Raw genomic sequence first — 304 nt, 5'->3', positions numbered from 1 at the left:
TCCCGACTGCATTAATGATGAGAATGTAGGTCTTTTGCAGCGCCTGTTGGGTATAGAATTTGATGATCTTCCTGCTATAAAATTAAACCAGGCCGGCCGTTCTGGCTTTTTGTTGATGCTGTTGAGGTATTATGAGATCCATTTGCAGGGCTTCCATAAGCCAAAGTCTTTGAAGGTCCTAAATGAAATTTACAGTTAATGCGACTTTTTACAAGCCTTGCCTTGCTCCTTCTTTTTTCTTATTCCTCTGCCCAGGAGATCGTTGTACTTGATAAAGAGACCAAACAACCCATATTTAATGTGG

The 304-nt window shown here is 40.8% G+C and carries 1 protein-coding gene; it reads left to right on the top strand.

The window, feature by feature from the left end; translation table 11 throughout:
- Positions 1-199: DNA repair protein RecO C-terminal domain-containing protein (locus HC175_RS22715; protein ID WP_235942734.1), on the top strand; the 199-nt coding region annotated here is incomplete at its 5' end.
- Positions 200-304 lie beyond the last annotated feature (105 nt).

Source organism: Salinimicrobium oceani, assembly GCF_012037645.1.
The sequence above is the reverse complement of the archived record's forward strand: the minus strand, read 5'-3'. Positions and strand labels throughout refer to the sequence as shown.